The organism is Methylobacterium sp. AC832 (genome assembly GCF_979256025.1).
On record NZ_CEEDMV010000085.1, the window covers coordinates 1 to 234 of the forward strand.

The 234-nt window shown below is 63.2% G+C and carries 1 pseudogene; it reads right to left on the minus strand.

Annotated features, from left to right (window positions below):
• A pseudogene (locus AC0IXR_RS25195) lies at window positions 1-234 on the minus strand (TonB-dependent siderophore receptor); the annotation flags it as partial.

Here is a 234-nt window from a genome sequence, read left to right on the forward strand (position 1 = left end):
GTAATCCACTTGCGTGCCGCCTTCGCGCAGCTGGCCGGTGATCCGGTAGAGGATCGTCTTCTCAGGGTTGAGCGGGCCGCTCAGGTCGAAGCCGAACTGCGTGCGGTTGAAGCTGCCATAGGAACTAAAGATTTCCCGCAGCGGCTCGACCGTCGGCGTCTTGGTGATGAAGTTGACGAGGCCCCCCGGATCGTTGAGCCCAAAAAGGCCCGAGGTCGGGCCGCGCAGCACGTC